Consider the following 26,140-nt stretch of genomic DNA (forward strand, 5'->3'; position numbering starts at 1 on the left):
CGGGCGCTTGCGCCTTTGTTCTTACTTCTAAAAATTATTTTAGGAGATATGAGGCACCGTGGCTTCGCGCTGCCTTAGAATACCATGTAGATTTTTGTAAAAACTTTAGTAAAGTTCCAAAAATATATTGCCAAACTTTGGTTAGATACTATAATATTGTTATCAGTATTACGATTTTTTTACAAAAATATTACAAGTTAGGGAGAAAGATATGTCGAAGAAAAAAATTTGGATTTGGGTGAGTATTGGTGTTGTAATACTTCTGCTTTCAGGGGGAACTGGTTTATTCTTGTTACAGCGTTCAGCAATTGCTGCTTTTGGTAATGAGGAGTTCGAGCCGTATGGGGAAAAAGTAGAACTTCTAATGGAAATGAACGAAGATATGTCTTTATATACTGCTTTTTCCGGTAAGGTAGAGGCAGAAAAGATGGAAAAGGTATTCCCTGATCCGGAGAAAGGTACGGTTAAGGAAATTTTTGTTTCAGAGGGAGAAGAAGTAAAAGAGGGCACTAAACTATTTGAATATGAATTGACAGATGATTTAACGGTGGAAAAGGATCAAAAACAAGTAGAGTTAGAAATGGCATATGTGGAAATTAACCACTTGAAAAAACAAAAAGAACAGTTGGAAAAGAGTATCAAAGGAGCTTCTAGTAATGTGAAAACCTCGGAAGAAATTGGGGAAGAAGGGGTAGACGATAAAGCGTCATTGGAATCCGAACTAGAGCAAGTAAATTTTGATTTAAGAGTGAATAACCTACAAGCAGAGCAAATCCAAAACGAGCTTGATGCATTGAAGAAGAAAGTAGATTCCCCAATTGTTGTTAGTAAAGGTTCAGGGGTTGTCCAATCCATTAATCAGGATTTAATAGAAGGGGCTCCGTATGGACAAGAAGGTGGAAGCCCTGGTCCGCTAATCACGATAGTTAAGACGGGAGCTTACTTAATAAAAAGTGAAGTAAATGAACTATTACTCGACACAATTGCTGTTGACGATGAAGTTCGTATTACAACGAAAAATGGAACTGATGGTGAATGGATTGGTAGAATTGTAGAGATAGGGAAGCTTCCTGTAGGTAATGACGAAGAAAATGTGGACGAATATTATGAGGAAGGTAATCCCCAAACCTCTAAATATCCATTTACTGTATTATTAGAAGAACATGAAGGTCTTGAAATTGGTTTTCACGTTAATCTAGAACCGGTAGGAGCTGAAGGTGAATCAGCAGGTGATACCATTGTTATTCCGATTGATTATATTGTGCAGGACGAAGAAGAACCGTATGTATGGGCTGTCGATACGGAGACGAACGAAACGTATAAGCAAGTTGTAGAAATGAATGTAATGGATGATGGTTTTTTTGTTGAAGTTCCATCAGGATTAACACTAGAAGATTATATTGTATATCCGGATCCTTCCGTAAAAGAAGGAAAGAAGGTTGAGATCATTGACAATGATACGTTTGAAGAATTTGAGTAAATCTTACAATTTGGGTAAGGAAGAGATTCCGATTCTAAAGCGAATTAGTTTAGACGTTGAGGAAGGAGAGTTCCTTGCAATAATGGGACCATCTGGTTCAGGGAAATCAACGTTAATGAATATTTTAGGTTGTCTTGACCTTCCAAGTTCAGGAGATTATGAGTTAGAATCGATGAATATGTTAACTGGACATGCAAATAAGTTAGCAGAAATTCGTAATCAATTTATCGGTTTTGTTTTTCAATCATTCCATTTATTGCCACGCTTAACTGCTTTGCAAAATGTGGAACTACCATTAATTTATAGTGGGTTGAAGAAAAAGGAGCGAAAAGAAAGAGCAATGGATGCTCTAAAAAAGGTAGGATTGGAAGATAGAGCCTCATTCAGACCTCCGCAATTATCAGGTGGACAGAGACAGCGTGTTGCCATTGCACGGGCGATTGTGAATAAACCCAAATTTATATTAGCCGACGAACCAACAGGAGCGCTCGATACAAAAACCGGAGAGCAAATACTTTCCCTTTTTAAAAAATTAAATGGGGAAGGGGTAACCATCATTATGATCACACATGATGAGGAAGTGGCTAAAAAGGCGGATCGAATTATTTATATTCGCGATGGTGAGTTATTTAAAGAGAGGAGCGAAGACGTTCATGCTTGAAAACATTCGTATCTCCTTTCAATCGATATGGGGTCATAAACTCCGTTCGTCTTTAACCATGCTTGGTGTTATTATAGGAATTGCTGCAGTTATAGCGATTTTTGCTATTATTCAAGGAAGAAGTGAGGACTTAAAAAGTAACCTAATTGGAATGGGAAATAATACAATAAATGTTGTCTTTGAAGAAGAAGATATGTATGGTGAAGAAGGTATGTGGGGGGGAGAAATGTCTAATCGGAGTGCCCCTCCTATTAAGCAAGAAGCAATTGAAGAAATTCTTACATATCCGAACGTTAACGGCATGTCTATCTATTATGAGGGATGGCAGGAGGCTTATCATTTAATAAATGTTACCCACCCAAGACTATTAGGTATTGATGAAAGGTATTTTGATCTTTTCCCAACTACCATGGTTGAGGGAAGGGAATTTACTGAATCAGATTTTGCTTCATACAATCAAGTTGCTCTAATCAATGAAGTGGCAATGAGTGAATTATTCCCTGAAGGTGATGCTCTTCATCAAACCATCGACATTGGTGGCATACCATTTAAAGTAGTGGGAATATTTTCCGATGCAATAGAGGATAGCGATTGGTACTATCCCGAGTCAACCATTTATTTGCCAACTACAATCTGGCCATTGTTAAATGGGTTTGATGCGCCGATGCAGGTTGCCGTACAGGCAAGTTCTTCAGAAACGATTCAAGAAGTCGGAACAATGGCAGCCGATCGCTTAAATATGGATTTACCTCCATATGAAACGGCGATTTATCAAGTTGCTGACTTTGAAAGAATGATGGAGGAAATATCACAATATGATCAAGCTTTTGCCTTTATCCTTGGTGGGATAGCAAGTATCTCATTACTGGTAGGTGGAATTGGTGTCATGAATATCATGCTTGTTTCCGTTACAGAACGAACAAGGGAAATCGGGATCAAGAAGGCATTGGGCGCAAAACGGTATGTTATTTTAGCTCAATTTCTAACGGAATCCGTTGTTTTAACAAGTATTGGTGGTATCATTGGTATTCTTTCTGGATTAGGAATTGCTAAAGCCATATCGGTATTTGCGAATATGCCATACTTTGTTTCGGTACCAGCAATTATTGGTTCCTTTATTTTCTCCATGTTCATTGGTATTATTTTTGGAATTCTACCATCTATTAAAGCTTCGAAGTTACAGCCGGTTGAAGCATTGCGTTATGAATAGGATTAGCGAAGTTAGGTGAAAAAGGTTGATTTACACTACAACTTTCTGACAAAAAGATAACAGCCATAGAACCAGAAATTATGAGGGTTCAAGGCTGTTTTTTATTCATTTTAACTGCAAAACACAGGTGATGGTGATTTTTAGGGGAATTTTACGTTTTCTTATTGTTTATATAAGTATATAGTTATATACTTATTAAGTAATAAACTTAGAAGGGGAACTGAATATGCCACAAACAAGTATGGAGATCGAGAAAGCCACAATAATTCTGAAATTACTTGGTGATAAAACAAGATTAACCATGATGAAATTAATAGATGATGAAGCTTGTTGTGTATGTGAATTGGTGGAGATCTTTCAAACTAGTCAACCCTCCATTAGCCAACATTTACGTAAATTGAAAGACTTAGGATTGGTTAAGGAAGATAGAAGAGGACAATGGATCTTTTATTCGGTAGATAAATGCAATAAGTATTATCCATTTATTAAGCCAATTCTTGATCAAATTCCTAGTCAAGAATATAAATTAAAAGAGCTGGAAGAAAAAGGAACACGCATTTCTTGTTGTTAGAATTGGAGGTATTATTTTGTCAGTAACGCTTTTACTCGCAATATTAATCTTTGTTGCAACCATAGTCCTAGTAATATGGCAGCCAAAAGGTTTAAATATCGGCTGGTCGGCAATGGGTGGTGCTGTGATTGCTTTACTGGTAGGAGTAGTAGGATTTGGTGATGTAATCGAAGTAACGGGAATCGTTTGGAATGCCACTTTAGCATTTGTTGCTATTATTCTTATTTCTTTAATACTAGATGAGATTGGATTATTTGAGTGGGCAGCATTACATATGGCGCGAATTGCTAAGGGAAATGGGACAAAGATGTTTGTTTATATCAGTATCTTAGGTGCAATTGTAGCAGCCTTTTTCGCAAATGATGGTGCAGCATTAATTCTTACACCAATTGTACTCGCCATGGTAAGAAACTTAAACTTTAAAGAAAAGATGATCTTTCCATTTATTATGGCCAGTGGATTTATCGCGGATACGACTTCATTGCCGTTCATCGTTAGTAATCTAGTGAATATCGTATCGGCAGATTTCTTTGGAATAGGTTTTGTAGAATATGCATCGAGAATGATTATTCCTAACCTATTTTCACTTGTAGCAACGATTACCGTATTGTTCATTTATTTTAGAAAAAGTATCCCAAAATCGTATGATGTTTCTAAAATAAGTGAACCGAAAACTGCCATTAAAGATGATAAAATGTTTCAGATATCATGGTATGTTCTAGGATTACTACTTGTCGGTTATTTTATAAGTGAATTTATTACGCTTCCTGTTTCTATTGTTGCTGGGGTTATTGCTATATTCTTTATCCTTATGGCAAGAAATAGTAAAGCTGTAAATACGAAAGCAGTGATAAAAGGAGCACCATGGGATATCGTATTCTTTTCCATTGGAATGTATGTGGTCGTCTATGGATTAGGAAATGCCGGGCTTACATCTGCTTTAGCAAGTATCATTCAAACCGTAGCGGATCAAGGTTTATTTGTAGCAACGGTTGTTATGGGATTTATCGCTGCTTTCCTATCATCCATCATGAATAATATGCCAACTGTTATGATTGATGCTTTAGCCATAGCGGAAACCAATACTTCTGGTGTATTAAGAGATGCCTTGGTTTATGCGAACGTGGTTGGATCGGATTTAGGTCCCAAAATTACACCAATAGGTTCATTAGCTACATTAGTTTGGCTTCATGTATTATCCCAAAAAGGGGTTAAAATTTCATGGGGAACTTATTTTAAAACAGGAATCATTTTGACAATCCCAATACTATTTATTACACTAATCGGCCTATATTTAACGTTACTAATTTCTTAACAGAGATGATACTACGTCATAATGAAAAGGAGAACCGATATGTTTAAAAGGTCAATTTACTTTTTATGTACAGGAAATTCATGCAGAAGCCAAATGGCAGAAGGGTGGGCAAAAAAATATCTTGGTGATGAATGGGAAGTTAGAAGTGCGGGTATTGAAGCACATGGACTTAATCCCAAAGCGGTAAAGGCAATGAATGAGGTTGGCATTGATATTTCTAACCAACATTCAGAAATGATTGATACGGAGTTTTTAAATCATGCAACGCTAGCAGTTACATTGTGTGGAGATGCAAAAGACCGCTGTCCGATGACTCCTCCGCATGTGAAAAGGGAACATTGGGGTTTTGATGACCCTGCCAAAGCAGAAGGTACGGAAGAAGAAATATGGGCAGTATTTCGGCGCGTTCGTGATGAGATAGGTGAACGAATGATACGATTTGCGGAAACTGGGAAATAAACAATAATTAAGCCTGTAAGTCTAGAGGTATACAAAAATAATCAAAAGCACTCAAAAAGATTGTAAAACCAATCTTTTTGAGTGCTTTTATAATGATTACATTGACATTATTAGCATGTAGGCGGAAGCGATTTTGTATTAAGAATAGATTGTTTAAATGCTTTTTCATCCTTTAGTCTACGATGGCCCTTAACTAAAGTCAGTACCCTTGATATCCTTTCGCAACTTTATGCTTCTATTTTATTATACACATTCTTCCAAATCTCCCATGGATATTTTTCTGTTGGTGGAGGGGAAAGGACTTCTACCATTTCTTTCTTTACTGGATGTTCGAACCGTAATGAGTGTGCCCAAAGTGCAATTTGTTGTCCAGGTCGATTTACGTTTTGTCCATATTTTTGATCTCCGTATATTGGCGTTCCATTTGCGGAAAGCTGGACACGTATTTGATGTGGTCGACCAGTGTGAAGTTGAACGGATAGAAGACTTAATTTTTTTGTTTTGGCAATCGTTTTATAGTCGAGAAGCGCCTTCTTTGCGTTTTTATGATTGGCTGCTACCGTATACACTTTGTTTTCGCGGTTGTTCTTCACGAGGTGGTGTTCCAGTAATGCCTGATCTTTTTGTGGCACGCCCCGTACAACAGCCAAATACGTTCTTTCCATTGCTTGCCTCCGGATTAAATCCGACATACGTGAAGCAGCTTTTGATGTTTTCGCAAAAACCATCACACCACCAACAGGACGATCCAAACGATGAACAAGACCAAGATAGACGTTTCCCGGTTTTTGATATCGAATTTTTAAATCCTGCTTTAACATAGAAAGAAAGTCAATATCCCCTGTACGATCTCCCTGAACAGGTATGTTTATTGGCTTCTCCACAAGTAATAGATGATTATCTTCAAATAAAACTGAAATTCTCACACATACCAATACTCCCTTAACATGATGTCTCGTAATCTATTTATCCCACCCAAATGGGCAGTAAAACTCCCATCTCAAACAAAGAAGGTAGGTGGGAGATCAACTGCCCGTAAAGGTCCGATAAGTGCGACTAACCATTAGTGGGGATGAAGGATACCCACACTGATGGAAGTCTTCTTTATTTTAACTACATAACATCTTAAACGATGATAAGCATATTGCATATAACTCTATTATGAAAGGAATCTATTGTCAAAGGTTCTGATTGTTTATATGAAAATATCGGAAATTAATTTATTGAGCAATTCCTTTGAAATCTGATAATTATTTCGTCCTTGGTGGTTGCTGTGAAGTGTATAGCGAATGTTCGTATTCGTGTGGATGAAAAAGGAAGAGTTCTAGACAAAAATGATTCTCCAATCCGCGGGCTGCTTGCGGCAGGAGAAATGATTGGTGGCATATTCTACCATAATTATCCAGGTGGATCCGGATTAATGTCAGGTGCGGTATTTGGTAGATTATCAGGACAATCTGCAGCAAATTATGTTCTTGAGACAACGGAGGTAGCTGGTAATTAAAAATGGAAAAAATAGAAGTCCCATAATCAACCTTTTATTTAGTTGATACAAAAGAAAGTAGCGATTGTCTAATGTTGAATATCACTGAATGATAAATCTAAAGCATTTCCCGTTAATTTGGGAAATGCTTTTAAATGCTTGTCTTGCATTTTCAGCGAGGATCTGTTGAATGAGGTAGTACAACATGAGGGGTTATCATCGTTGTCTGGAAAGTTCGCGAAGTTTTCTCTCGTGTTGGGCATTTTTACTCAACAAATAATCCGTGGTTTCTTGTGTTTCTGTCAATTCTACTCGAATTCCATCGACCTTTTTTTCAAGCCGATCAAAGCGGTTATTCATTTTGGATTCCAGGTCAAATATAGAGTTCTCTATTTTAGAATTCATTTCATCAAATCTTTTCTCAATTTGTTTGGAATGAACTTTTAATGCATGTAGAATTTCCTTTAGTACGGTTTCTTGTTCCATTTTTATACCTCCTGTTAAACATTATAGATAAGGGGGATTCATTAGATTTTTCCATTAGTAGAATGGGATGATTTTAAACCTTTAACTAACATTATCAGCATATTACCATAGAGAAACCTTATGTGAAGATCTATTGAATGAGGTAATACAACATGAGGTGGTTATCATGATTGCTTGGAAAGTTCGCGAAGTTTTCTCTCATGTTGAGCATTTTTACTCAACAAATAATCCGTGGTTTCTTGTGTTTCTGTCAATTCTACTCGAATTCCATCGACCTTTTTTTCCAGCCGGTCAAAGCGGTTATTCATCGTAGATTCCAAATTATCTATCCTGGATTCGAAGTTATCCATTCTAGATTCAAAGTTATCCATTCTAGATTCAAAATTGTTCATCTTAGAATTCAATACATCAAATTTCTTCTCAATTTCTTCGGAATGAATTTTTAATGCGTGTAGAATTTCCTTTAACATAGTTTCTTGTTCCATTTTTTCACCTCCTACTAAACATTATAAATGAACTTGGACATCCTGTGAAGTAGTGAAGAATTATGTATGTATTTGCTGATTATGTTTGTTTTTATAGTTTTTGTATAAGGTAAAAAAATATTCAAACCTAACCTTAATCTTAAAGTAATCTCATTAGAATAAAAACATATAACTACACAAAAGCTAAAAATATAAAATCAAATGAAAATGGTCTCGGGAAGTACAAAAAAACTTGCTAAAATTGAAAAGGATGTCGTGATATGTTTAATTTACGTGGGGATGCACATAAAATTTACCTTCATTTAAGAAAAACACCTCATCAAATTCGAGAGACAAAATATTTAAAAGAAATTGAAGAAATCCGTACGTTTTATCAATCCATAGAGACGGACGTATTAAAGTTGATACACTATCGCATGATCAAAGAAAAGAATGGCTCTGGAATGATTCCTATCTTTGTAACCGCCATACCATGGCTACTCTTTTTATTCTCCACACATTTAGAAAATTTTCTTTTTCAAGATGGTAGTATGCTTTGGTTATTTTTCAGCTTAATTTATTTACTATTTTTAGTAATAACTGTGATTTTACACTTTCGTGAGAATGCTTGGGCTGCCTTTCATATTGAGATTATTCAAGACATTATAAAAGATAGAAATGAAGCAGGTGTTACGGGTGGGTGATGGTAAGATTATGTAGGATGGTTTCGGTGATTATGTCCTGCTAGATCCAAAAGCATCAGACTTACTTAAAAATTGTCTCATGAAGCGGATTCTTTCAACTCAACGATACATCCGCCTTTTGTATTCTTCCCCGTAAATTTCAATGTATAATAACGTCGTTCTGCTTCAAATGAAAAACTTCCCGATTGGCTATCATAAAATTCCTTATGAAAATAATGATTCATTTTGATATCCTTCCATTCTAGGATGAGAGATCCGGCTTCAACGGTAACATCATATGATACAGTAACTTTACTTCCTTTTTTCACCAAGAAACAATAGTAATGATAACCATTATATTTTTTATAAGATGCACGAAAACGATTTTTCGTTTTTTTTCGTTATATGGGATAGATATGTTTGTCTTCTTATTGATAGTATTCCTTTTTTATAAAGGGCAAATAAAATGGTTAATATAATGACGCTTGGTATGAATTCCAGTGTAATCACCTCCTTGGGATAATGGTTGCTTTATTATGATAACAACATGAATGGCTTTAAGTAAATATGGTATATTATGGTCTATTCAAATAAAAAGCTATCATAGACAGATCTGAGATAGGTTCTGTCTATGATAGCTTTATTAATTAGTTTAAACGAATAGGAAACTCCAGCCAATTGTGTGGAATGTCCTTTTGTTCCTTTTTATAATATATTTGTAGCTCCACCGTCGATGACAAATTCTGCTCCTGTTGAGAAGGATGAGTCGTCTGATGCAAGGAATAGCACTAATTTTGATACTTCCTTAGGATCTCCCATTCTACCTAATGGGTAAGTGGCATCCAATTCTTTTTTGGATAATTTTGTGGCTTCTGACGCGTAATCAGCCATAGCGGTAGTGATATAACCAGGATGAATCGAGTTAATACGGATTCCTTTAGCTGCATATTCTGCTGCTGCATCTTTTGTCATTACTCGTACGGCACCTTTGCTTGCTCCGTATAGTAGGTGACCGGCACTTCCTCTTAGACCAGCGATTGAGGATGCATTGATAACGGATCCAGTATTATTCTTTTCCATTACCGGAAGCACATGTTTTAACCCGAGGAACACACCCGTAACATTAATTCCCATTAATTTATTCCATGTATCCAAATCAATTTCCGGAATCGGTTTGATAATATAAATACCAGCATTATTAAATAAGACGTCAATTTTATCGAACGTTTTGGTCGTTTCAGAAACAACATTTTTCCAATCTTCTTCTTTACTAACATCGTGTTTCACGAATAGTGCATCTTTATTAATCTCTTTTATTTCCTGTAATACTTTATTGCCTTCCTCTTCGCTAATATCTGTTATAACTACTTTTGCTCCTTCTTTTGCGAATAGAGTGCAGTTTGTCTACCGATTCCAGCAGCACCTCCAGTAATGAGTGCAACTTTTCCATCTAATTTTCCCATATGATTACCTCCTGTTTAAATCTTGGTGTTAAAGAAACTACTTAAATTATCTTCCTAATTTCAAATAGGTGTCAAGAAATATGAACCTTTTACATGTAACCCGTAACCAAAACTGAAATTTAGATTTCTCGAGTTGACTATTTTATTATTTGTCTGACGTATAGAAACATACGTAATATAGTCGGATTTAATTATTTACCAGAATTGAATTTTTGAAATAAAAACCACTTGAATCACCCTTATGCTTTGTGGTTAATGAAATAAAACTTTTTATTTTACACCATCATAAAACGTATTGTCAATAAAGAATTTGTGATATTTTCGAAAAAATGTTATAATAAGTCTTAACATCATTTTTTCCTTTTTAAACGGAAGAAAAGAAAAAATATAATAATAATTGGCTGAGCTTTAAAAGTAAGTTAGTTGATTGGAATTATCAACTTAATTTCTTATATGGAACCGAGTTTTTATACTACGAGGGAGGATTAAATAATGAATTTAATCAATAAGAAAGTTACACACGAGCATTTTGGCATGGGTAGTATAGTTAAACAAAGTGATTCTTTTATTGAAATACATTTTGGAACGGAAAATAAAAAGTTTGTTTTTCCTGATGTATTTGGAAAACACCTAAAACTCCATGATAAAGGCGCTGCTCATTCAATTGAAAAAGTTATACAGAAAAAGGAAATGGAACGGAAACAGGAAGAATGGAAGAAGGAAGAAGAAAAAAAACTAAGGCGTGAAGAACAGGAACTTCGCTTGGAACATGAAAGACTTATGAAAAATCATAAACTTCATCCTCAATCACAGATGGTTTATTGGTGTGACACGGAAGAACAGAATAGTTCCCTATCTGAGTGGAAGGTTTTTTCAGGCGAAATAAAAAGTGGTGTTAACAAAGGGAAACCAAACAAACCTAATCGTATGCACCAAAATAGTGCTTGCCTTTTAACAGCAAGGGATTCTAGCATGCCCGAAAAAGACAGACGTATCTTAGGTGTCTATATGGTAAATGAAGATTTTATCGGTAAGCTATGTGAAGATGGATATATTCCTGCTCATTCAGAATACAGACTAAAGCTTTCAGAACAGGAATCAGATCAGATGCTCTTTTGGAAATATTATGTAAATGAGAAATTCCCCCACAAAATGACATGGAATACAGGTAAATACCGTTATTTTGATAATTTATGGATGGCTCAAATTTTGCTTGATATGGTTTCTTTGAAAAGTGACCCAAAGGAACGAGAGCTGGCACAACGCTTTTTTGAACATTTTTGTAAAATGAATCAAATAAGAGACCAAGAATTACCAAAGCCTAATGGCGCATTAATGCGTATTTAGAGGCTAGTCCAATAGTAAATAAAGGGGGATCTGTTATCCAGTATAGGGGACAGACATCTTTCCCCCCTTCACTAATATGATTCGTAAATAATACTTTCTTATTATGTATGATTCGACAAGTTACAAAAAGGGAATGGCGGTGAATTTCGAATGGTTGCACGACCAGTCCCATTACATTTATCCGTCTTTTCTTTTTCATCATTTTTTCTTTAATGGCTTTCCTGTTAACGATGTTGATCTATTAAATTTGGGTTACCATCCGGATCTTCTCATGTAATAAATGCTGGTCCTTGTGGATACATCGGTTTATACAATTCTCTGTCGAACATCTGTGAAAGCTTTTAAATTTTCAGCGTTACTATCCCACCTTTGATTAACCGTCAGAACATTTTTTAAGATTCCTCGGGAAAGATCCAACACCGCATGTCCGTTCTCTTGATAAGCTAATTCTCCTTGCCTAGAGTTATAAATCCCGATTCCCCTAAAATGCTTTTGATTGATGAATAATGTCTTTTACATTTGTGCTCATAGTTCCATTAGCTAAAAATACCATCTTGCTAATCGAAATATATAATTAGATTAAGACATTTCCAATTTATGCTATAATCTAGTAAGAAGATTCCTGTGTGCAAATTATCCATGGATAGTAAAGCGATGAAAAAGGAGATCATGATGACAATTATTGATAAATTAAAATTAAGTAAGTATAAAAATATGGCCGTTCTTAATCAACCAAGTGACTATAACCTATTTAATGCGTACAAGACATCGTTATCGAAAGAGCATGATGCTATTTTTGTTTTTGTTGAAACCCTAGATGAGATGGTAAATTATACAGAACGCATTATCAATGAGGGACAATTGCTTGAAAAAGGATACCTATTTTTTGCCTATCCGAAAAAAGGGAACAAACGGTACGATACATTTGTTCATCGTGATGATATTTTTCCAGCGATGAAAGTAACGGAAGATGGATATGTTGGAAACAGCGATGTGAAATTTTCACGGATGGTTAGTATGGATGATGTATTTACGGTTGTTGGATTAAAACGGGAAAAAAAGAAAGGGAAAAAGTCCCTTGCTTCCAGTCAGTGCGTAGCAGATTATGAGGATAATATAAAAGATATCAAAAAGCTATTAGCAAATCATCCAAACGAATTAAAATTTTATCAGGAACTTACACCAGGTTATCAAAGGGATTGGGCTCGTTATATTTTTTCAGCTAAGCAACAGAAAACACGTGAAAAACGACAAGCACAAATGATCGATATTCTTTCCCTTGGATATAAATCTATTGATTTATATCGCCAAAAAAAGAAATAGGTGTTCAATCGGTGACTAGCAAATGAAATGCACTTTCAGCATGGAAATATATTTTTAGGTATTCACAAACTAGTAGTGAACACAAAATAGTAGATTCTAGTGAAACCTTTTGAAGGATGTATTATTCCAAGAGAATCACTTTAATTGAAATGCCCCTATGAATTCATTTAGAATGAAATTGAATCATTTTATATAGGAGTGGATACAAGATGGCTAATATATGCTTTTTACTTGCTGATGACTATGAAGACTCAGAGATGAAGAGCCCTTATGATGCAATGAATGAAGCGGGTCACAAAACCGTTATTGTAGGACTTGAAAAAGGAGCGGAACTTAAAGGGAAGAAAGGAACTGTATCTTATACTTCTGACCTTTCCATAAGTGAAGTGAAGGCTGACGATTACGATGCGGTTATTATTCCTGGTGGATCAGCTCCTGAAGCACTACGAGTTAATGACGAAGTAGTAGAATTTGTAAAACAAGCAAATGAACAAGGTAAAGTGATTGCCGGTATTTGTCATGGCCCACAAGTCATGATTAGTGCAGATATTCTAAAAGGAGTAAATGCAACTTCATATATTGGAATTCGTGATGATCTGAAAAACGCTGGATCTGACTTTTTAGACCAAGAGGTAGTGGTAGATGGAAATATTATTACTTCTCGTACACCTCAGGACGAGCCAGCATTTATTAGAGAAATTTTGAATAAATTATAAGATGGTTTTATTTTGGGGATCCCTTCTAGTTTTGGAAGGGATCCTTTTTAAGTTGGGAACAATGCCTGAAAGAAGGAATGGATTTTCTACTGTTTGAAGTGAGACGCAAGGCTTCTAAACATTAAGTTAAATCAGCATTAAAAATCCCCATCATGTTGTTACAACAACATGATGGGGATTTTTGTATGTCTTTTGGGAAATGCATTTACCGGATATTCGTAACTTTGGGAGATACCGACTTGTATTTTTTGTGGTGTTGACAAAATGTCAACGCCGCTGTAAATTAATAATAGATAAGATAGTTAGAAGGGAAAGGGAATATGGTAGAGAAAAGCAATGAACTGGGTCTGCTACTAAAGGAATTACTTAAGAAGCGATCTTTATCTATGAGAAAATTGAGCCAATTGACGGGGATTGATACTGCGGTTATTTCGAAAATTATCAATGGAAAACGAAAAGCTACCCTGGATCATTTACAGCGGTTTGCGGACAAGCTTGACATTTCAATCTTAAGATTATATGAAGCTGCTGGTTATCCCGTCTATCAAAGCCATTCAGATCTTAAGGAATCTATTGTACATATACAAGCAATTTTGGAAAACACTAATTTAGTAGATAAAGAGTTTCGTTTAAATGACGTAAAAGAAGAATTAGAAAAATACCAACGATTATCGTTAGAAGAGGAGGGAAATGAAACCATCCTTGGACAATTTGAAAAGAAAATAGAAAAAGTAGGGAGTATAGGACCATTCATTCACTCATTAAAGGTTATGTACAAGCAATTTTGCGGAAAAAATGGTACGAAGACAGAGCTTACTCTAATAGGCGGAGCACTTCTCTACTTTATTGTTAACTTAGACTGTATCCCGGATTATCTGTTTCCGATTGGGTTTATAGATGATGCCATTGTTATCAATTGGGTCATGAATGGTTTATCGATGAAAAATGGAGGAATATGAAAAAATTACAGCACAAAAAAAGGATTGGAATAAATGATGAGAAGTAAAAAACGTAATAAACGAAAAAGCAGGATTTTTAAGATAGCAGTTGCATTATTAGCTATGATAGTAGTAGCGGTAGGGTATTTTGTTTACCAGTATAACGAAGGTGTGAGCATGGCAGATCCAATGGAAGTTCAGAAACAGGATTACGAGTTCAATGGGCAGAAAAATCTTGACAAAGTTAATGTTCTGCTGCTTGGAGTTGATGCCCGCCCTGATGAAGGTAAATCTCGCACGGATTCTATAATGGTAGCGCAATACGACCCAAAGGAAGGAACGGCAAAACTCATCTCTATTATGCGGGATATTTACTCAGAAATTCCCGGTTATAAGAATTATAAAATCAATACCGCGTTTTATCTCGGTGGACCAGAATTGCTACGTGAAACCTTGAAAAACAACTTTGACTTAGATGTGGAATATTATGCCATCATTGATTTTACGGGATTTGAAAAAATGGTCGATGTTCTTGCGCCTGATGGTATTGAGATTGATGTTGAGAAAAATATGTCTGCTAATATAGGTGTTTCCCTAGATTCTGGCTTACAAAAGTTAAATGGAAAGGAATTATTAGGATATGCCCGTTTCCGTAAAGACGCAGAAGCTGATTTTGGACGGGTGAGACGTCAACAGCAGATTATCAAAACCATGAGCAACGAACTTCTTAGCACTAATGGTGCATTAAAGCTACCAAAGCTAATTGGTACAGTTCAACCATATGTTCAAACGAATTTTCAAAGCGCTGATCTATTTAATCTTGTAAAAGACATTGCACTAGAGCCGCCTCAGACCGTAGAAACATTAACCATACCCGTGGAAAACTCTTATACAAATGTAAGATATGAAGGGGTAGGAATGGCATTGGATATTGATTTTGAAGAAAATAAAGAGGTCATTAAATCCTTTTTAGAAGGGGATTCAACAGGCCTAGTATCAGGAGAAGATGCCGTTAGTGAAGGATAGGTGAGCTATAACTTTGATTGCTTCAAGGAATTGTGTGTTGTGATAGTGGTATGGGATTTTGGAAATAGTTTCCCTAACGTTATGCAAAATGATGCTAAGTCGTCATCCCTAATAATAATGCAGAAACACAAAAGTACAAGTCTCGATATACTTGGTATAAAGGTTGATTTACCTATAAATACTAATGTGGAAAGCAAAATGTACAGAGGTATCGCGTACAGGTTTCGTCCTTAAATGTCCACGAATACTTAAACATACCGTATAATAAAAATAAAGGATAAGGAGGGATTGGGATGACATCGGCAACATTTGTAAATACCACGTATGGTCAAGTTAAAGGGGAAAAGAATGAAAACGTTTATGTGTGGAAGGGAATTCCTTACGCGAAAGCACCTGTCGGATCATTACGTTTTCAACCACCTGAAGCGCCGGAATCATGGGATGGAGTTCTAGACGCAACCCAGTTTGGCCCGGTTGCACCTCAGCCGGATAGTGAGATAATGAATAATTTAGGAAATGACGCTGAAAGTTCTAGTGAAGATTGTTTAAACCTTAATATTTGGTCTCCTAGTATAAATAAAGATAAGCTCCGTCCTGTTATGGTTTGGATTCATGGGGGAGCTTTTATGAATGGTTCCGGTTCTAGTGGGTTGTACGATGGAACTTCTTTTGCAAGCTCGGGGGATGTCGTAGTTGTTACAATCAATTATCGATTAGGAATTTTAGGCTTTCTTCATTTGGGTGAATTGGCTGGTGAGGAGTATGCAACTTCAGGAAATTGCGGGATCCTTGACCAGGTTGCTGCATTGCGGTGGGTTCAAGACAATATCGAAAATTTTGGAGGAGACCCTAACCGAGTTACTATTTTTGGAGAGTCAGCCGGAGCGATGAGTGTTGGCGTATTATTAGCCATGCCATCAGCAAAAGGTCTTTTCCATCAAGCTATTTTACAAAGTGGCGCTGCGAGTAACGTTATTCGTTCATCTCAGGCTACAAAGGTTGCGGAGAGAATTTTAACTTCCCTCGGTATTGTGCATGATGAACTTCCAAAATTGAGGGATATCCCCGTTGAAAAGCTTATAGAAGTGTCTAGCACACTTCCAATGATGAAGCTTGTACCAGTAGTTGATGGAATATCATTACCAAATGACCCAGAAGAAGCTTTGGAAGATGGATTTGCAAAAGACATTCCTATACTGATTGGGGTAAATAAAGATGAGTATCGTCTATTTACCTACTTTGATCCTAGATGGAAAAATGCCGAGCAAAGAGAAGTAGAGCAAATTTTTGAAAGCACATTCGGAACTGCCATGCCAGCTATTCAAAGCCAGCTTTCGGAAAATGATACTTTGGATCAGGATTTGTACGATAAGTTAATGACAGCGCAAATTTTCACGAAGCCAGCCTTAAAACTTGCGGAATATCAGGTAAGGCAGGGTGCACCTACTTATATGTATCGTTTTGATTGGGAGAGTCCTGTCGCGGCTGGTGGATTAAAATCATGTCACGCATTGGAAATTCCATTTGTATGGAATAACCTTAACGAACCTCAGATTATCCAGTTAACAGGTAATTCTCCGGAACGGGAGGAGATTGCAAAACAAATGCATCAAGCATGGATTGCATTTGCCCACTCAGGCAATCCGAATCATGAGGGGATTCCAGACTGGCCAGAATATAACCTAACCAAACAAGAAACTATGCTGTTTAATAAGGAAAGTAGGGTAGAGAGCAATCCTTTTGACGTGTAAGTGGGGCTGTTACTTGAAATAATTCGTGAAGGGAAGCTGTCTCAGAAGAAAAGGTCGTTTTAACCTTTTTTAGAAAAGGCCCTGACTGGCATAATTAATCGACATCATAAAAAACCTCACGAGTGGAATGGATAGGCTTGTGAGGTTTTTTACATCAAATTTTTGCAATGTAACTCTTTATATTTCAAGAAAGTACCGTCAATTGTTTCATATCCTGTTTTAAATTGTTATAAACAGATTTGTAAACTTTATAATATTCATTGTATTTTTGGTGATTCTGTTTATTTGGTATAATTTTTTCATCCAAAACTTGCCATTGCTTCACATCTTCATAAGATAGTAGACCCGTTCCGATGCCAGCAAGCATGACATCACCCATGTTTGCTTCTACATCATTTACGGGACAGACAACCGGATAACCAGTCACATCTGCAAAGATTTGTCGCCAGAGTTTGGACTTTGTCACACCACCGGCGAGCAATATATATTCGCCCAGGTTTTCTCCGGTCGCTTCCATTGCATCTCTTAAAGAAAATGCAACTGCTTCCAAAAATGCACGGTAAATATGCGCCTTTGTATGCGCTAATGATAGGCCTACAATGGTTCCTTTTGCATCTGAATCCCAAATAGGACTTCTTTCACCCATAAAGTAGGGGAGTACAATTAACCCCTCGCTTCCAGCTGGAATGTCGACTGCCTGTTCATTTAAAATGTCATAGGCTTTTTTCCCGCCGGCTTTTTCCAATTCAATTTCATATTGACACATTATTTGACGGAACCATTTTACAATTGCTCCAGCTGTGTTTGCACCAGCGAAGTAATAAGACAATCTTTTGGCATCATATAAGTATGGCCAAGCAATCAAATCTTTTCCCTTCACTGGTTTATCAGAAATTAATGCTGCACACATAGAGGTTCCAATAGCTGCTGCATAAATACCAGATTCAAATACACCAAGTCCGATATTAGCTGCTCCAGAGTCAATACCACTCGCTATGACGGGCATTCCTTCAGAAACCCCTAATTCCTCGGCGATTTCTTTTGTAACTCCACCAACAATATCGGTTGATTCCACGATTTTTTCCGGCATCATCGAAAGGGGGATTCCCATTGCATCCATCATTTCTTTCGACCAGCATCTGTTATTCATATCAAAAATGCCACCGATATTTCCGGCAGAAGAATAATCTATAACAATCTCACCAGTAAGTTTATAAATAACATAGTCATTTGGTGGTAGAAAAAGTTTTGTTTTCTCCCAGTTTTCCGGTTCATTCCTTTTCATCCATAGCATTTTTGTATAGCCGTAATAAGGATCGGCTCCATTATGTGTGATTTCTCGGAGTTTATCTTCTCCAATATTATCTAAGACCCATTGTGTTTCTTCTTCAGCTCTGCGGTCCATCCAAATCATACACGGTCTAACTGGTTTCATTTCTTCGTCCAATGGTATCCCGGAACCACCATATAAACCACTAATGGCAATTCCACGAATTTTCTCAGCTGAAATTCCTGATTTTTTTACCGTATTTTTAATTGAAATTTTTGTTGCATCTAGCCAGACATCTGGCCACTGTTCAGCCCATAGATGCTTTGGAGTCAATACATCGTATTCTTGTAAATCTTGAGCAATTAGATTTCCCGCTGTATCCATTAAAATTGTTTTAGTACCAGATGTTCCAATGTCAGTTCCAAGTAAGTAGTTCATGATAATCCCCCTATATTACTATTAAATGCAAGTAAATGCTCCATCTACTACAAAGTCCGAGCCAGTCGTAAAGCTACTCGTATCTCCTGCAAGATAAACGCATATAGATTGAAGTTCTTCCGGTCTGCCCATTCGTCCGAGCGGTGCCATTTGATTCCATTGTTTAATCAAAGGTTGTAAATCTGGAGAATTTAATGTAAGTTCTGTTCCGATATATCCTGGACTAATCGAATTTACACGTACATTTCTATCTGCCCATTCGACCGCAAGCGATTTGGTTAATTGTATTACTCCTGCTTTAGAGGCATTGTAGGAACATTGTGGTTGTGGAACGTTTACAATATGTCCTGACATAGAAGCTGTATTAATAATGGAACCACCACCTTGTTTTAGCATGACTTTTCCAGCTGCTTGTGCAGTTAAAAATACACCTGAAAGATTAATATCTATTACTTTCTTCCATTGTTCAAACGTCATTTCTTCCGCTGGAACATTCATACAAATTCCCGCATTACAGAAAGCAACATCTAAACGACCAAATTTATCTAATATTATGTCAATCATCGCATTGACATCATCTGGATTTGTTACATCTGCTCTGATAGCGATCGACTTAATTCCGTGATTTTTTTCTAGTTCTATAGCAGTCTTTTTTGCTTCATCTATATCTAGGTCGATGATGGCTATATCTGCTCCTGCTTCGGCAAATGCAGTTGCAACACTTTTACCAATGCCTCTAGCGCCACCTGTTACAAAAATTTTCTTTCCATCTAGCCGCATTTTCTCAATAATCCCCATCTTTATGTTCCTTTCCCTTTTGTTAATTATTTTTGTAAAATGGTTTTATAAAATTCATTTATATAATAAGGTTTTTTTCTAGGATAGTCAATAAGTTAAATCCCATGAATTCTGAAGAAATTGTTTTTGCATAGTCTAATATGATATATTTTAAACGGAATTAAATTAACGTATTTTATAAAATTATTTTATGTAATGAGGTATGTTCATGGATAATAACATCACTTTTAAAGATATTAAGAGAAGTAATTACTCATCCATTTACCATCTTATTTATCAAAAAGGGAAAATTTCTAAACAAGAAATCGCGAATCAACTTCATTTGAGTTTACCAACTATCACTCAGAATCTAGTACGGTTGGAAAAAGAGAAACTGATAGAGAAGAGTGGATACTTTCAATCTTCTATTGGTAGACGCGCAACTGCTTACGGGATATGTACTCGGGCTAAAATTAGCATCGGGGTGGAAATCCAGAAAAAACATGTGAAAATTTTAGCAATCGATTTGCGTGGAAGCGTATTTCAGCAAACGGAACTATCCATTCATTATTCTAATGTCGACCGTTATTACAAGGAGGTGAGCGAGGCTGTACAAGCTTTCATCACAACACTTGATGTGGATCAAGAACAGGTTCTCGGTATTGGTTTTGCCGTAGAAGCTTTAACATCAAATGATGGACAAAAAATAACTTACGGAAAAATATTACTGCCTACAGGGTTAGAAATTGATGCATTTTCCCAATATCTCGATTATCCTTGCGAGCTTGTTCATGATGCCAAATGCGCCGCAACAACAGAGTTGTGGGTAAGAAATGATATTGGCGATGCTGTTTATTTGTCTATTGGTATACATCTTGGGGGTGCGATTATTATAAATGATCAACTTTATATGGGGAAAGACGGCCACAGTGGTACAGTTGAACATATGATAATTAATCCCGAAGGCCCTCCTTGTTATTGTGGAAAAAGGGGTTGCATGGAAACCTACAGCTCTATAAGCGCGCTTCTAGAGGATGATGAATCATTAGATTACTTCTTTCAACAGGTACGTTCTAATGTCCCTTCTTATGCGGAAAGATGGAATGTCTTTTTAGATCATTTAGCGTTGTCAATCAATAATATACATCTTGTTATTAATCGAGAATTTATTTTAGGTGGCCATCTTTCTCCATACTTAAACGAAGAAGATATGGAAATTCTTCATGAAAAAGTTAACGAAAAAACGGCATTTCCAACGAATGAGCCATTTATTCATATTAGCCGTTCACCAGCAATGGGAGTTCCCAAAGGTGCTGCCATACCATTTGTTCAAACATTTTTGGATTCGATCTAATTGTGTGTGGATAATCATTTTGAGGAAGATACTTAGTTACTCCTAATCAGGAATTTCGGTATGTATTTGGTAAAAGTACTTATCAGAATTTTCTAACCTATCATTGACATATGTACACAATGAATATATACTCCGGATATATATTTACTGCGTAGATAAAGGGTGGGGGTAAAATGGACGTTATATTAGAATACCAGTGGGAAGTTTTTATCGGAATAGAAGTGCTATCATTAGTTTCCCTTTTGTTATTTGGGGTTGTTCGCTATGTATTTAATAAACAGAAACGAAGCTTATCCTTTTTATTTTTGTTTGTGTTATTGCTATTTCTAGAAGCTGCTTTGGCAATTTTTATTTATAGGGAAACTGGAGAATTTTCTACATTCCAAATCGTCATTACGATATTTGTTATATATGCCTGCACGTTTGGGATTAGTGATTTCAAGAAGCTAGATCGTTGGATGCGTTTAAAAATAGGAAATTGGCGAGGTACAGAGCTACTGACGGAAAAAGATAAGTACGTGATGAAGAAACAAAAAGATCCAAAGTATATTGCTAAGAAATATCGATACAGTTCTATGATCCATTTCCTGCTTTTTGTAATTGCGCAACTGATATTTTTGTCTTATAGCCTAGATAGTATGGAACAAGCAATACCATATTTAACAGACTTATCATGGATAGGTACAGAATATGTTGAAGAAACACCATATTCCAATGAAACCTTATATGGGATTTCGATGGTTTGGGGATTAGTATTTATTGTTGATTTTATATATTCATGGTCGTATACTATTTTTCCAGCTAAGCAGAAAGGTGAATAGAATGATAAGTTTCAGGCCATCAGAAACTAATGAAAAAGCCCTCTGCCGCATATAGATGCAGTCAAAGGGCTTAAGCACTACCATCGTATTATGGAAATTTTCTGGGAAGTGGATTTTGTTTTTATTTTCCTAGGCTCTCTTTTTTGCCGGATATCCAATAAGTATAGCGATGATTCCGCAAACTCCTATAAGAATTGGATAAAAAGAGTATTGCATAATGCTCACTGGTGATATTCTGGCTACGCTTGCGGCTGCCAAAAATTGAGCACCGTATGGCAGAAGGCCCTGGATTGCACAGGCAAAAATATCTAAAAGACTTGCGGATTTTCGTGGCTCAATTTCATACTGCTCTGCAATATTTTTTGCGAGTGGGCCAGCAATTAAAATAGCAATCGTATTATTAGCAGTCGACAAATCAGTTAGGCCCACGAGACCGGCAATACTTAATTCAGCACTCTTTTTCGATTTAATCTTCCGTGTCACAAGGTGAAGAAGATAGTCAATTCCGCCGTTAAATTTAATTACCTCTACCATTCCAGCTATTAATATGGCAAGAAAGGCAATTTCGTACATACCTGCCATTCCTTCACCAATCTTCTGCAAAAAGCTCATGACATGATAACTGCCATCCGCTAAGCCAACAGCCCCTGTAAGAGCAATCCCTGATGCCAAAACAAGGAAAACATTCATACCAGCTAACGCAAAAATAATAACTAAAACATAGGGGAGGATTTTCACCCAATTGTAGCTTACATGCTCTACTGATGTCGTTTCACCCATGGTAATTACCCCTAAAATTAGGCATGTTACAATAGCTGCCGGTAATACAATCCAAAAATTCACCTTAAATTTATCCTTCATTTCTGCACCTTGTGTACGGGCGGCAGTAATGGTTGTATCGGAAATAAAGGATAAATTATCGCCGAACATGGAACCGCCAATAATGGCCGCCATTACTAAAGCCATAGCAAGATCGGTTTGCTCGCTTATTCCAACCCCAACTGGTGCAAGTGCAACAATCGTTCCCACCGAAGTACCCATGGATAAGGAGATAAAGCAAGCAATAATGAATAAGCCTGCAACAAGCAGATTCTGAGGAATGAAAGATAAAGCAAAGTTAACAGTGGAATCCACTGCGCCCATGCCTTCTGCCGCCTCTGAAAAGGCCCCAGCCAAGAGGAAAATGACAACCATCAGCATGACATTTAAATTTCCTGCGCCTTGGCAGAAAATATCACCCTTACGTGCAAACGGTTCTTTTCGATTCATTGCTAGAGCCACAGCACCTGAAATGGCGATGGCGACAATGACGGGAAAGGCATAAAAATCACCAGTAATAATCCCTGAACCAATAAATAAAATTAAAAAAACAACAAATGGGATCAGTGCCCATGGATTTCCTTGCTTCATTGTCTACCTCCAAAGTAAAAACGGGACACATCTTTTATTCTTCTCTGCCCCGAAAAAAAGGCCTCATCTTGGAACAACGAGGCCTTTTATCTATAAAAAACCTTATTTTTTGTCACATGAATAAAGATTACATGATTTTTATTCCTTTATCAACAATGGGAACCTAAAGTGTTCTTATATAAACTTAGATGAATGCTGGGTCAAATAAGATTGTCTGAATGGACAGATAATGGAGAATTAAAAGAAATAACCTATTTGATTGTAATTCTAAAAAGTATTTGTTGCTGAAGATTTATCTTATGTTATATTGTTAATGGATAGTCTATATTGGAAATGTGAAGCAAAAATTATAGCTCCTCTTTTCCTTTTTTAAATATACTTGGGAGAGTGAAAATGATGTCCATCACGTTGAGTCAAACGAGAATTGAAAAAGATTTTTTAGGGCCTAGGGAAGTTCCAGCTGAAGCTTATTACGGAGTTCAAACCCTTCGTGCGGTTGAAAATTTTCCTATTACAGGATACCGTATTCATGAAGAATTGATTGCGGCAATGGCCATCGTGAAAAAAGCTGCAGCGCTTGCAAACATGGACGTGAAGCGCCTTGATACTACAATTGGGGAAGCAATCACTAGGGCAGCGGATGAAATGATTAACGGTAAGTGGCATGATCAAATCATAGTTGATCCGATTCAAGGTGGGGCAGGGACCTCCACCAACATGAATATAAATGAAGTCCTTGCTAACCGTGCACTTGAATTAATGGGGTATGAAAAAGGGGATTATTCCCATTGCAGTCCGAATACACATGTCAATATGTCGCAATCGACGAATGATTCCGTACCATCAGCGATTCATATTGCTGTACTTCGACTATTAGAGAAGTTATTGGAAACGATGGAGGATATGCATTCTGTATTCCAACTGAAAGCCGAAGAATTTAACCATGTCATTAAAATGGGACGCACCCATCTTCAAGATGCGGTGCCAATAAGACTCGGTCAGGAGTTTGCAGCTTATAGTCGTGTAGTGGAACGCGATATAAAACGGATTAAACAAACGCGCCAGTATTTATATGAATTGAACATGGGCGCAACGGCTGTCGGTACCGGTTTAAACGCAGATCCTCGTTATATAAAATTAGTTGTATCACACATCGCCGATATTAGCGGTCTTCCGGTAGTTGGCTCCGAACATCTTGTTGATGCAACGCAGAATACAGATGTATTTACAGAGGTTTCATCAGCATTGAAAGTTTGTATGACTAATATGTCAAAGATAGCGAATGACTTACGTTTAATGGCTTCAGGTCCAAGAGCCGGTTTAGGTGAAATCAGTTTACCTGCAAGACAGCCTGGTTCTTCTATCATGCCTGGTAAAGTAAACCCAGTTATAGCGGAAGTAATTAATCAGGTGGCGTTCCAGGTCATAGGTAATGACCAAACCATCAACCTTGCATCTGAAGCAGGACAGTTTGAGTTGAACGTCATGGAGCCTGTACTCGTATTTAATTTATTGCAATCAATTAGTATCATGAATAACGCTTTCCGTACTTTTACAGACAATTGCTTAAAAGGAATAGAAGCCAATGAAGCAAGATTAAAAGAGTATGTAGAAAAGAGTGCCGGAATTATTACTGCGGTTAACCCTCATATTGGATATGAAGCAGCATCCAACATTGCACGCGAGGCAATACTAAACGGGACTTCTATCCGAGAACTATGTTTAAAATACGATGTATTAACAGAAGAGGAATTAAATTTGATATTAAATCCAGATGAAATGACACATCCTGGAATCGCTGGTGCCGAATTACTGAAGTAAAATAGCCTTTTATATTAGATATATACCAGGTAAAAGGTCCCCTACTATATGAATGGTTTTGTATAGTAGGGGACTTTTTTTCGTGTATTTCCATTATAGTCTTTTTTACTAACTATTTTTTATAAAATAATGAAACCTCTGTTCATATTATTCGTATTAAAGTTGAATCCATGGCTATGGGGAGGAACTAGTTTTGATTGAAATGCGTGAAAAAGAAGATCTGAAATACTCAAACGATATTCCGGGATGGGCAAGAATTGTTCAAATGATTATATTATGGTTCTTATATTTGATCGGAATTACAGCATTTGGCTTCGGGATTTTATTAATCTATTGGCAACAATGGTTTGGCGTAATTGCTTGTTTTGCTGTGAGCGGTTTTATTTTATGGGCTAGCTCTATTATTAAAAAATCCAACAAGATGTATTCCGACATTGACCTGAAATGCGAATTGCAAGAAGAAGGTTATTATACATACGTTCAGAATAAAAAAAACAAGAGAGGAGTGGAAACAATTCGTTCCATTCGAACAAATGCAAGAAGTATTGATCGCTCGGACAACCCGTTATCAGTCTAAGGGCTCGGATCAGCTAGGTTATTGGGGCTAAAATGATTATGAAATGGACGGATGAGCAGGGACACCCGCAATATTCCTTATTCGGTTTGGAAGATTCTAAAAAAATGGAAGAATGGGTCCAGCGATTTAACGCACTTCCGAAAGAAGTCTCCCTCTTCAAGCGTGTGAAGGGCGTAGCCCAATGGTAAGGGGAGATGAATTTCGGTTGGGCGACAGCCTCAAGGCTTTTTCTTTTGCCTTTATTGTTCATTAAGGTATAATCAGTCTTATAAAACATAAGGATTGATATAAAAATG

At 36.8% G+C, this 26,140-nt stretch carries 26 protein-coding genes and 1 pseudogene; 19 read left to right on the forward strand and 8 right to left on the reverse strand.

Annotated features, from left to right (window positions below):
* Positions 1-211: 211 nt before the first annotated feature.
* The 6 genes from ACFQ18_RS13955 to arsC all read left to right on the forward strand — a co-directional run bounded on the left by ACFQ18_RS13955 (position 212) and on the right by arsC (position 5,696).
* Positions 212-1,480, forward strand: coding sequence for an efflux RND transporter periplasmic adaptor subunit (locus ACFQ18_RS13955; protein ID WP_204798535.1), 1,269 nt, complete (start codon positions 212-214; stop codon positions 1,478-1,480).
* On the forward strand, positions 1,455-2,141 hold the full coding sequence (locus ACFQ18_RS13960; protein ID WP_060668965.1) for an ABC transporter ATP-binding protein: 687 nt from the start codon (positions 1,455-1,457) through the stop codon (positions 2,139-2,141). The genes ACFQ18_RS13955 and ACFQ18_RS13960 overlap by 26 nt, the downstream gene beginning before the upstream one ends.
* On the forward strand, positions 2,134-3,351 hold the full coding sequence (locus ACFQ18_RS13965; RefSeq protein WP_204798536.1) for an ABC transporter permease: 1,218 nt from the start codon (positions 2,134-2,136) through the stop codon (positions 3,349-3,351). Before ACFQ18_RS13960 ends, ACFQ18_RS13965 begins: the two co-directional genes overlap by 8 nt.
* Positions 3,352-3,577: 226 nt before the next feature.
* A complete protein-coding gene (locus ACFQ18_RS13970; protein ID WP_060668956.1) occupies positions 3,578-3,922 on the forward strand; it encodes an ArsR/SmtB family transcription factor in 345 nt (114 codons plus the stop codon).
* 16 nt (positions 3,923-3,938) lie between these two features.
* A complete protein-coding gene (locus ACFQ18_RS13975) occupies positions 3,939-5,237 on the forward strand; it encodes an arsenic transporter (protein WP_145524089.1) in 1,299 nt (432 codons plus the stop codon).
* A gap of 39 nt (positions 5,238-5,276) precedes the next feature.
* A complete protein-coding gene (arsC, locus tag ACFQ18_RS13980) occupies positions 5,277-5,696 on the forward strand; it encodes an arsenate reductase (thioredoxin) (RefSeq protein ID WP_204798537.1) in 420 nt (139 codons plus the stop codon).
* A 227-nt stretch (positions 5,697-5,923) separates the two neighbouring features.
* Here the strand turns inward: arsC and ACFQ18_RS13985 are convergent, their stop codons facing one another.
* Positions 5,924-6,622 carry an RluA family pseudouridine synthase gene (locus ACFQ18_RS13985; protein WP_204798538.1) on the reverse strand — a complete coding sequence of 233 codons (699 nt, stop codon included), beginning with the start codon at positions 6,620-6,622 and terminating at the stop codon, positions 5,924-5,926.
* A gap of 347 nt (positions 6,623-6,969) precedes the next feature.
* On the opposite strand from ACFQ18_RS13985, the gene ACFQ18_RS13990 reads away from it, so the two are divergent.
* The gene (locus ACFQ18_RS13990; protein WP_379566593.1) at positions 6,970-7,200 is read left to right on the forward strand and encodes an FAD-binding protein; all 231 of its coding nucleotides are present in this window, start codon (positions 6,970-6,972) and stop codon (positions 7,198-7,200) included.
* Between the two features lie 195 nt (positions 7,201-7,395).
* Here ACFQ18_RS13990 and ACFQ18_RS13995 read toward each other — a convergent pair whose 3' ends face one another.
* Together ACFQ18_RS13995 and ACFQ18_RS14000 are read right to left on the reverse strand one after the other, a co-directional pair.
* Positions 7,396-7,665 carry a hypothetical protein gene (locus tag ACFQ18_RS13995; protein WP_047186509.1) on the reverse strand — a complete coding sequence of 90 codons (270 nt, stop codon included), beginning with the start codon at positions 7,663-7,665 and terminating at the stop codon, positions 7,396-7,398.
* Positions 7,666-7,829: 164 nt separating this feature from the next.
* Positions 7,830-8,150, reverse strand: a complete 321-nt coding sequence (locus tag ACFQ18_RS14000) for a hypothetical protein (protein ID WP_204798539.1) — start codon at positions 8,148-8,150, stop codon at positions 7,830-7,832.
* A gap of 260 nt (positions 8,151-8,410) precedes the next feature.
* Between ACFQ18_RS14000 and ACFQ18_RS14005 the strand changes: the two genes are divergently transcribed.
* Positions 8,411-8,833 carry a hypothetical protein gene (locus ACFQ18_RS14005; RefSeq protein WP_047186507.1) on the forward strand — a complete coding sequence of 141 codons (423 nt, stop codon included), beginning with the start codon at positions 8,411-8,413 and terminating at the stop codon, positions 8,831-8,833.
* A gap of 77 nt (positions 8,834-8,910) precedes the next feature.
* Here the strand turns inward: ACFQ18_RS14005 and ACFQ18_RS14010 are convergent, their stop codons facing one another.
* Positions 8,911-9,057 (reverse strand): hypothetical protein, encoded by a 147-nt coding sequence (locus tag ACFQ18_RS14010; protein ID WP_204798540.1) that lies wholly within the window; start codon positions 9,055-9,057, stop codon positions 8,911-8,913.
* A gap of 460 nt (positions 9,058-9,517) precedes the next feature.
* A pseudogene (locus tag ACFQ18_RS14015) lies at positions 9,518-10,275 on the reverse strand (SDR family NAD(P)-dependent oxidoreductase).
* A gap of 492 nt (positions 10,276-10,767) precedes the next feature.
* On the opposite strand from ACFQ18_RS14015, the gene ACFQ18_RS14020 reads away from it, so the two are divergent.
* From ACFQ18_RS14020 to ACFQ18_RS14045, 6 genes are all read left to right on the forward strand, one after another.
* Complete coding sequence (locus tag ACFQ18_RS14020) at positions 10,768-11,622, forward strand: malate synthase (RefSeq protein WP_204798541.1); 855 nt, start codon at positions 10,768-10,770, stop codon at positions 11,620-11,622.
* Positions 11,623-12,294: 672 nt separating this feature from the next.
* Positions 12,295-12,945 (forward strand): YdeI/OmpD-associated family protein, encoded by a 651-nt coding sequence (locus ACFQ18_RS14025; protein ID WP_204798542.1) that lies wholly within the window; start codon positions 12,295-12,297, stop codon positions 12,943-12,945.
* A 209-nt stretch (positions 12,946-13,154) separates the two neighbouring features.
* Positions 13,155-13,661: a type 1 glutamine amidotransferase domain-containing protein gene (locus tag ACFQ18_RS14030; protein WP_204798543.1), complete on the forward strand. Its 507-nt coding sequence runs from the start codon at positions 13,155-13,157 to the stop codon at positions 13,659-13,661.
* Positions 13,662-13,981: 320 nt separating this feature from the next.
* The gene (locus tag ACFQ18_RS14035; RefSeq protein WP_204798544.1) at positions 13,982-14,620 is read left to right on the forward strand and encodes a helix-turn-helix domain-containing protein; all 639 of its coding nucleotides are present in this window, start codon (positions 13,982-13,984) and stop codon (positions 14,618-14,620) included.
* A 36-nt stretch (positions 14,621-14,656) separates the two neighbouring features.
* Positions 14,657-15,625, forward strand: coding sequence for an LCP family protein (locus tag ACFQ18_RS14040; RefSeq protein ID WP_204798553.1), 969 nt, complete (start codon positions 14,657-14,659; stop codon positions 15,623-15,625).
* A 293-nt stretch (positions 15,626-15,918) separates the two neighbouring features.
* A complete protein-coding gene (locus ACFQ18_RS14045; protein WP_204798545.1) occupies positions 15,919-17,376 on the forward strand; it encodes a carboxylesterase/lipase family protein in 1,458 nt (485 codons plus the stop codon).
* Between the two features lie 184 nt (positions 17,377-17,560).
* Here the strand turns inward: ACFQ18_RS14045 and ACFQ18_RS14050 are convergent, their stop codons facing one another.
* A complete protein-coding gene (locus ACFQ18_RS14050; RefSeq protein ID WP_204798546.1) occupies positions 17,561-19,084 on the reverse strand; it encodes an FGGY-family carbohydrate kinase in 1,524 nt (507 codons plus the stop codon).
* Positions 19,085-19,105: 21 nt separating this feature from the next.
* Positions 19,106-19,882 carry an SDR family oxidoreductase gene (locus ACFQ18_RS14055; protein WP_204798547.1) on the reverse strand — a complete coding sequence of 259 codons (777 nt, stop codon included), beginning with the start codon at positions 19,880-19,882 and terminating at the stop codon, positions 19,106-19,108.
* Between the two features lie 208 nt (positions 19,883-20,090).
* On the opposite strand from ACFQ18_RS14055, the gene ACFQ18_RS14060 reads away from it, so the two are divergent.
* On the forward strand, positions 20,091-21,215 hold the full coding sequence (locus ACFQ18_RS14060; RefSeq protein WP_060669289.1) for an ROK family transcriptional regulator: 1,125 nt from the start codon (positions 20,091-20,093) through the stop codon (positions 21,213-21,215).
* 173 nt (positions 21,216-21,388) lie between these two features.
* Positions 21,389-22,036 (forward strand): hypothetical protein, encoded by a 648-nt coding sequence (locus ACFQ18_RS14065; RefSeq protein WP_204798548.1) that lies wholly within the window; start codon positions 21,389-21,391, stop codon positions 22,034-22,036.
* Positions 22,037-22,165: 129 nt separating this feature from the next.
* Here ACFQ18_RS14065 and ACFQ18_RS14070 read toward each other — a convergent pair whose 3' ends face one another.
* Complete coding sequence (locus ACFQ18_RS14070; RefSeq protein ID WP_204798549.1) at positions 22,166-23,446, reverse strand: Na+/H+ antiporter NhaC family protein; 1,281 nt, start codon at positions 23,444-23,446, stop codon at positions 22,166-22,168.
* A 396-nt stretch (positions 23,447-23,842) separates the two neighbouring features.
* On the opposite strand from ACFQ18_RS14070, the gene aspA reads away from it, so the two are divergent.
* The 3 genes from aspA to ACFQ18_RS14085 all read left to right on the forward strand — a co-directional run bounded on the left by aspA (position 23,843) and on the right by ACFQ18_RS14085 (position 26,032).
* The gene (gene aspA, locus ACFQ18_RS14075; RefSeq protein WP_204798554.1) at positions 23,843-25,267 is read left to right on the forward strand and encodes an aspartate ammonia-lyase; all 1,425 of its coding nucleotides are present in this window, start codon (positions 23,843-23,845) and stop codon (positions 25,265-25,267) included.
* Between the two features lie 193 nt (positions 25,268-25,460).
* Complete coding sequence (locus ACFQ18_RS14080; protein ID WP_060669292.1) at positions 25,461-25,844, forward strand: hypothetical protein; 384 nt, start codon at positions 25,461-25,463, stop codon at positions 25,842-25,844.
* Between the two features lie 38 nt (positions 25,845-25,882).
* On the forward strand, positions 25,883-26,032 hold the full coding sequence (locus tag ACFQ18_RS14085) for a hypothetical protein (RefSeq protein WP_257457447.1): 150 nt from the start codon (positions 25,883-25,885) through the stop codon (positions 26,030-26,032).
* Positions 26,033-26,140 lie beyond the last annotated feature (108 nt).

Source organism: Oceanobacillus caeni (genome assembly GCF_042678465.1).
GTDB lineage: Bacteria > Bacillota > Bacilli > Bacillales > Amphibacillaceae > Oceanobacillus > Oceanobacillus caeni.